The sequence below is a fragment of the Streptococcus mitis genome (assembly GCF_946190285.1).
In the GTDB taxonomy this organism is placed as follows: domain Bacteria; phylum Bacillota; class Bacilli; order Lactobacillales; family Streptococcaceae; genus Streptococcus; species Streptococcus mitis_CP.
On sequence record NZ_CAMHZX010000032.1, the window covers coordinates 1 to 312 of the forward strand.

Annotated in this window: 1 protein-coding gene; it reads right to left on the reverse strand. The window is 38.5% G+C overall.

Annotated elements, in window-relative coordinates:
• A partial coding sequence (locus N8L39_RS09290) for an Ig-like domain-containing protein (RefSeq protein WP_261039376.1) occupies window positions 1–290 on the reverse strand: 290 nt, incomplete at its 3' end.
• Window positions 291–312 lie beyond the last annotated feature (22 nt).

Genomic DNA, 312 nt, shown 5'->3' on the forward strand with positions numbered 1-312 from the left:
TTCGCATCTTTTGTTTCTCCGTTTTCATCTGTTGCTTGTACTGTGATTCCGTCAGTTGTTCCTGTGTATCCTGGTTTGGGAATAAATGTTACTTGACCAGTTGTCTTATCAATCTTATATCTTCCTTGGTCTGGAACTTCGATTTCAGTACTATCTACAGGTGTTTTGCTTACTGGATCTACTAGTTTGTATCCTGTAATTTGTACATCTGGACTTGAAATTGTGAATTCTGGTCTTCCAGTTTGTGTTTGTCCTTGTGGTGCTTCTGATGTCTTATCAACACTTTCCATTGTGACATCTGTAACTGTTGGA